Below are 5,503 nucleotides of genomic sequence, written 5' to 3'. Positions count from 1 at the left end.
TGAAGTCCTCCTCCGTCAGGTCCAGCCTTCCCTGCCTGCGTGCCCGGTAGAACGAAGGCGTAGGAAGCACAACCTCCCTTTTGGGAGAGGGCTTTTGACGGAAGTTGCGTTATCAGACCCTGCGGTCGGGTCGTTCGAGGCTCCAGTCTACCGTAGAATGGTGGCCTCGGGGCCTCACCAGGGGACCTGGGGTGCTGACGCCCGAGACCACCCTCACCACCGTGGACGGCCGCGGGCTGACCACCGAGGTGGTCGAGCCGAGCGGGCATCGCGAGACGAGATCCCACGATGCTGCGGGTCGCCTCGAGCTCTCCGAGCGCTGGAGCCCGGGTGGGACGAGGCTGTCCAGCGTCACGAGGCGAGCCCTCGACGGCCTGGGCCGGCCCGAGCAGGTGGAGACCTGGACCCTCGGTGCGACCGTCGCGTCGGTGACTCAGAGCTTCGACTACGGCAGTGCCGGTGATCCTCTCCCCGTATCCGGCACTGGCCTGACGCAGGGCGACTACGGCGCCTGGACCCAGGTCACGGACGACGGACGGGGCGGCGAGAGCCTCTCGGTGGTCGACGGTGGAGGGCAACCGTTGGCCATCCTGCGTGCCACCGCGGACGTGCACAAGGGCTCCTGCGGTCCTTCGACCGCCGGCCAGACCAGCGCTCTCGACCTCCTCACGACCTTCGAGCACGACGCCCTGGGCCGGAAGGTCTCCGAGACCGATCCCCTCGGCCGCACGGCCACCTGGCGCTACAGCGCCGCGGGGGCCATCGAGGCGCAGACGACCTTCGGTGGGGACTCGGTCACCTACGGGCGGGATCCCCAGGGTCGAGAGGTGTCCCGGAGCGATCCGCGGAAGGCCAGCGAGTGGCCCCACGGTGGTTTCGACACCCTGACGAAGTACGACGAGCTGGGACGGGTTATGCGGGTCGAGCTCTCCGCGGCCCCGGTCAGCGGCGACACGCTGATCGCCACCTACAGCCGCTCCGGTACGGCCTCGGGGGGCCTCTGGACCGTCACCGAGACCCGGCCGGGGCTACCTGAGGCGACCTCCTTCTTCGACCACGCGGGCCGGCGCCTGCGGCTCCAGGAAGGGCCCACCGCGACCTACGTGACCCAGTACCTCCACGACGGCGCCCGGGAGACCGGCCGTATCGAGGCGGGCGGCTACCGGGTCGAGAGCACCTACGACGCCCGGGGACGGGTGATCGAGCGGACCGAGGAAGGCAAGAGCCACACCTACGCCTACGACGACGATGCCCTGACCCTCGCTGACACCAACGCCCGGGGCTTCACGGTCGCGGTGAGCTTCGATGGCGCCGGCCGGGAGCGGGGCCGCAGCTACACCGATAGCGAGGGTGGCTTCTACGAGGAGACCACGGCCCACGACGCCCTCGGCAACGTGGTCTCGACCACCCGCACGACCGCCGCTGGCACCCCGGAGACCATCAGCCGCTGCTACGACGCCGCAGGTCGCCTGATCGAGACCCGGGGCCCGAAGGACCGCTACCGGCGGGTGGAGCTCGACGCCGCCGGGCGTCCCATCGCCGAGTACGATCGGCCCTCGGGCGTCAGCAGCCTGGTCGCCCTGCGCACCTACGACCGCCGCGACAACGTCATCCGCCTCGAGGACGGTGAGGGCGTGGTCAGCGCCCGGGCGGTCGACGCTCTGGGCGGCACGATCTGCGAGGGCACGGTGGATCCGGCGCTCTTCCCGGTGCCGGCCTCGACTCTGCTGGATCCGGTCGGGACGATCTGCACGAACAGCGCGCTGCTCCCGCGCCTCACCCGCTACGCCTACGGCGAGCTGGGCGAGCTGCGAGCGATCGGCCTGCCGGGCGGCCCGGCGCCCGACGCCACCGGCACGCATCAGCTCGGGACCGTCCTGTACGCCTACGACGCCGCCCGGCGCATGAAGGGTCGGACCGACGCGATGGGCCACGAGGTCAGCTACGAGTACGACCCCGACCGCTCGGACCTGCGCACGCTCCTGCGGCAGCACGACGGCGGCCAGACCTTCGACTGGACGGTCACCTACAACGCCAACCGCGAGCCCGAGACCCGGACCGATCCTGCGGGCAACATCCTGACGTCGGTCTTCGGGGCCTACCACCTGCCCACGAGCGTGACCTACGCGGGCCCGGACGTGGTGGGCAGCAGCCCGGTCCAGGTCGCCACGGTCCACGATGACCTCGGCAACCCCCAGACCCGCATCCTGACCCGCCAGGACGCCACCACCGACCACGAGTCCTTCGTCTTCGACGCCCAGGGCCGCAAGCAGTCCTACACCCTGGCGAGCACGGCGGCGGGCGCGAGCCAGAGCGCCACCCTCGAGTGGGACTACCACCCCGGCGGCCAGCGCAGCGCGGTGCGGGTGACGGGGCCGGGCTTCGGGCAGACCATCGAGACGACCTACGCCTTCGACACGGCCGATCAGCTCACGAGCACGGCCACGACCAGCGCGGCGGGCAGCTACCAGACCAGCCAGCGCTACACCCCCGAGGGCCTGCCCATCGAGACGGTCTACGGGGACGGCTCCACGGCCTGCCGGCAGTACGACGAGGCCGGGCGGCTGTCCTACCTGGGCCACAGCCTGCAGACGACGGCCTGCGGCTCGGGGGACGCCGATCCCCTGCAGCCCCCGCCCATCGCCGGCCCCCTGCGCAGCTTCGCCTACGCCTACGGGACGGCCACCGAGCCCGACCTCGGAAATGTCCGCAGCATCACCGAGGACTTCGTGGGGGCGACGGGAGCGATCCTCTCCGAGACCCAGACCTTCGCGTTCGACGGGCGCGACCGCCTCGTCGCGGCGGCCTACGCCGACGAGGCCAGGGTCTGGACCTACGACGAGTCCGGCAACCGCACCCGCCAGGACACCCACCTGCCGCAGGTGGGCCTCACGGCCGGCGACTACCTGGCGACCGCCGCCACGCCCACCGAGGCGAAGGCCTACACCTACGACGGCCGGGACCACCTGCTGCAGGTGAGCGACGCCCTGGCGCCGAGCTCGCCCACGCCCCTGGTCGACTACCTCTACGACGACGCCGGCCGGACCCTCACCAGGACCGAGGCCACCGGCCCCACCGCCGGCCTCCCCCGCACCTATCAGTGGAACGCCGACGACTCCCTGCGCACGGCCACCGCCCCGGACGGCAGTCAGCTGGGCGGCTACGCCTACGACGCGGCCTCCCTGCGCAGAAGGAAGCTCTCGAGCGCCGCCGCCGAGGGGGACCGGCTCTACGTCTACGACGGCAGCTCCCTGCTCGCCGAGCTCGACGCCGTCACCGGCGCGCCGGTGCTGGTCTACGTCTACGGCACCGAGCTGCTCGGGGTCCTCGACTACCGGACGGGCAGCGAGCAGGCTCAGTGGCTCCACCGGGACGGCTCACGGAGCGTCGTCGAGCGCACGGCCGAAGACCCGGCGACGGGCACGGCGGTGCGCATCGCCGGGCCCTACCGCTTCGACGCCTGGGGGCAGTACCGGGGCCAGGGCGCGACCGGCGAGACGCCGACCACGGATGGCAGCACGAAGGTCGGGTACACCGGGCACCTCTTCGATGCGGAGACCGGGCTCGTGTACGCGAAGGCTCGGTACTACGTGCCGGAGGATGGGAGGTTCCTGTCCCAGGATCCGCTGGAAGGGGAGATGGGGGCGGCGCCCTCACTCCATAGGTATGCGTACGCGCAGGGCAACCCCCATCGCTACTACGACCCGAGTGGAGAACAGAATGAGCTGCTCCACGGCCACGAGCAGGTCCAGATGGGCTTCCACCTGGGGCGGATCTCGTTGTTTGGCGATCCCGAACGCGCCCAGGACTTCCTGGTCGGCTTCGCTGCTGGCGCGGTCGTGACGCAGGCCGAGCTGGGGATCGAGCAGCTCGAGGGTCTGATCCAGCTCGCAAAGATGTTCGGCGACCAGAGCGAGAGCAGCCTCATTCGCGAGGGGCGATTCACCCTGGCGACCTTCTTCACCCCCGATCAGGCGCCGAAGACGCCCTCTGAGGCGGAGGCCAGAGCCCAGGCGAAGGAGATCCTCGAGGCCGTGCTTCCGGTCGAGCGCCTGGCCAAGAACGAGAAGCGGATCACCGAGGGCTTGGCTCAGCTCGCCCAGGTCGATCCGACCAAGGCGACCCCCGATCAGATGCGAGCCCTCGGTGCGCAGCTCGGGACTGCGGCCGTGATGCGCCTGAACGACAAGGTGATGATCTCGGCGACCCTGACAGGCATCTATGGGGGCGTTCGGGCTGCGGCTCCGAAGGCTGCGCAGGCGCTCAAGGGATCGCGGCTCGGGAGGCTTGTGTCATCCACGGGCAAGAGGTTGCGTGGTGGTATGTCCCTTGGGCCCAGGGGCAAGCGGTTGTGGGCTGCGGCGGCCGATGAGTTGGGAGGCGTGCCGACCCAAACGAGCGGACCAATCCGTGCGTACCACGGCACTACGGGGGACAGCATCCTTAGCATTATTGATGATGGTAGGATGGTCCCGAAGAGAGACAAGATATACCTGTCGGAAACCGTGACTGATACTTTCGTTCACGGGGCAGATCGTAGCCGTATGGCGGCTTTCAGTATTGAAGTCGAGGTCCTCGAGGTCGAGGCAGGAATCGGCGCAGTCACTCGACGGAGATTACCCGGAAATCCCAACTCCATCGTCATCACGTCCCCGGAGGGTGTTCCGGTCAAGGTCAAAAAGATGTTCGTTCGAACTCCCGATGGCCGTGGTGGATTCAGTACCAGTGTGGTCGAGGGGGCCGAAGCAATAAAGGCCTTCCTGTTGAAGAAGGGATAGGCATGAAGCGAACGAGGGAGTTGAAGATCGCTGCCGGCCTACTTCGAGTCTGCTGGGACGTGCTTGGGTTGCAGGAAGGCGATCGGCCCCGAGCCGAAGTGCAGGACCTTCTTGACAAACTCCTGTTTTCCGAGAGGGATCTATGGGGTTCCTTGACCGCTGGAGTCGTTTCCCGCGAAGAAACGGCCAAGGCGATCACTGCACATTTGGCGACCTATCTTGAGGATTCGGTGAGGCCGCAGGTCGAAGTGCCCGCGCAAACTTGGGACGCACTGGCCATCGACTTGGAGCGGGAAATCGAGAAGACTTCGCAAGTGGACTAGGATTCCCGTCCCCGATGAGAAGTACCACCCACCTGGCAAGCTCCTGATTTCACGGGCGATTCCGGACACCTCCGGACCATGAAGCCCGCGTAACCACCCAGAAACACAGGCGCCTCCGTGTTCGCGGATCGCGGGCCGCGGGGAGCCAGACCTGACGGCCCAGCGAACCGGTAGCCCCGGGGCCCTGGGTCGTCTCTTTTCGGGGGGTTGGGCGAATCGGTCGAGGCGCACGTGCCGGCTGGGTTCACCTGACGGTCTGGAGCTCCAGGCGAGTCGGGAACCGGGACAATCGGCGGCAACGCGCACTGACCGCACGTTCAATGAGTGATGACTGGCGCACCGATCGTCGTCAGTTCTCGGTGGGCAACCCGAGCTCTCTTCGCAGCGGGTCGAGGTCGATCT

At 68.6% G+C, this 5,503-nt stretch carries 2 protein-coding genes; both read left to right on the top strand.

What is annotated here, in order from left to right; genetic code table 11:
- Positions 1-191 precede the first annotated feature (191 nt).
- Positions 192-4,778: a hypothetical protein gene (locus tag P1V51_25290; GenBank protein MDF1566371.1), complete on the top strand. Its 4,587-nt coding sequence runs from the start codon at positions 192-194 to the stop codon at positions 4,776-4,778.
- Between the two features lie 2 nt (positions 4,779-4,780).
- A complete protein-coding gene (locus P1V51_25285) occupies positions 4,781-5,101 on the top strand; it encodes a hypothetical protein (protein MDF1566370.1) in 321 nt (106 codons plus the stop codon).
- The last annotated feature ends 402 nt before the right edge of the window (positions 5,102-5,503 follow it).

The organism is Deltaproteobacteria bacterium, from assembly GCA_029210625.1.
Lineage (GTDB): Bacteria > Myxococcota > Myxococcia > SLRQ01 > SLRQ01 > JARGFU01.
The sequence above is the reverse complement of the archived record's forward strand: the minus strand, read 5'-3'. Positions and strand labels throughout refer to the sequence as shown.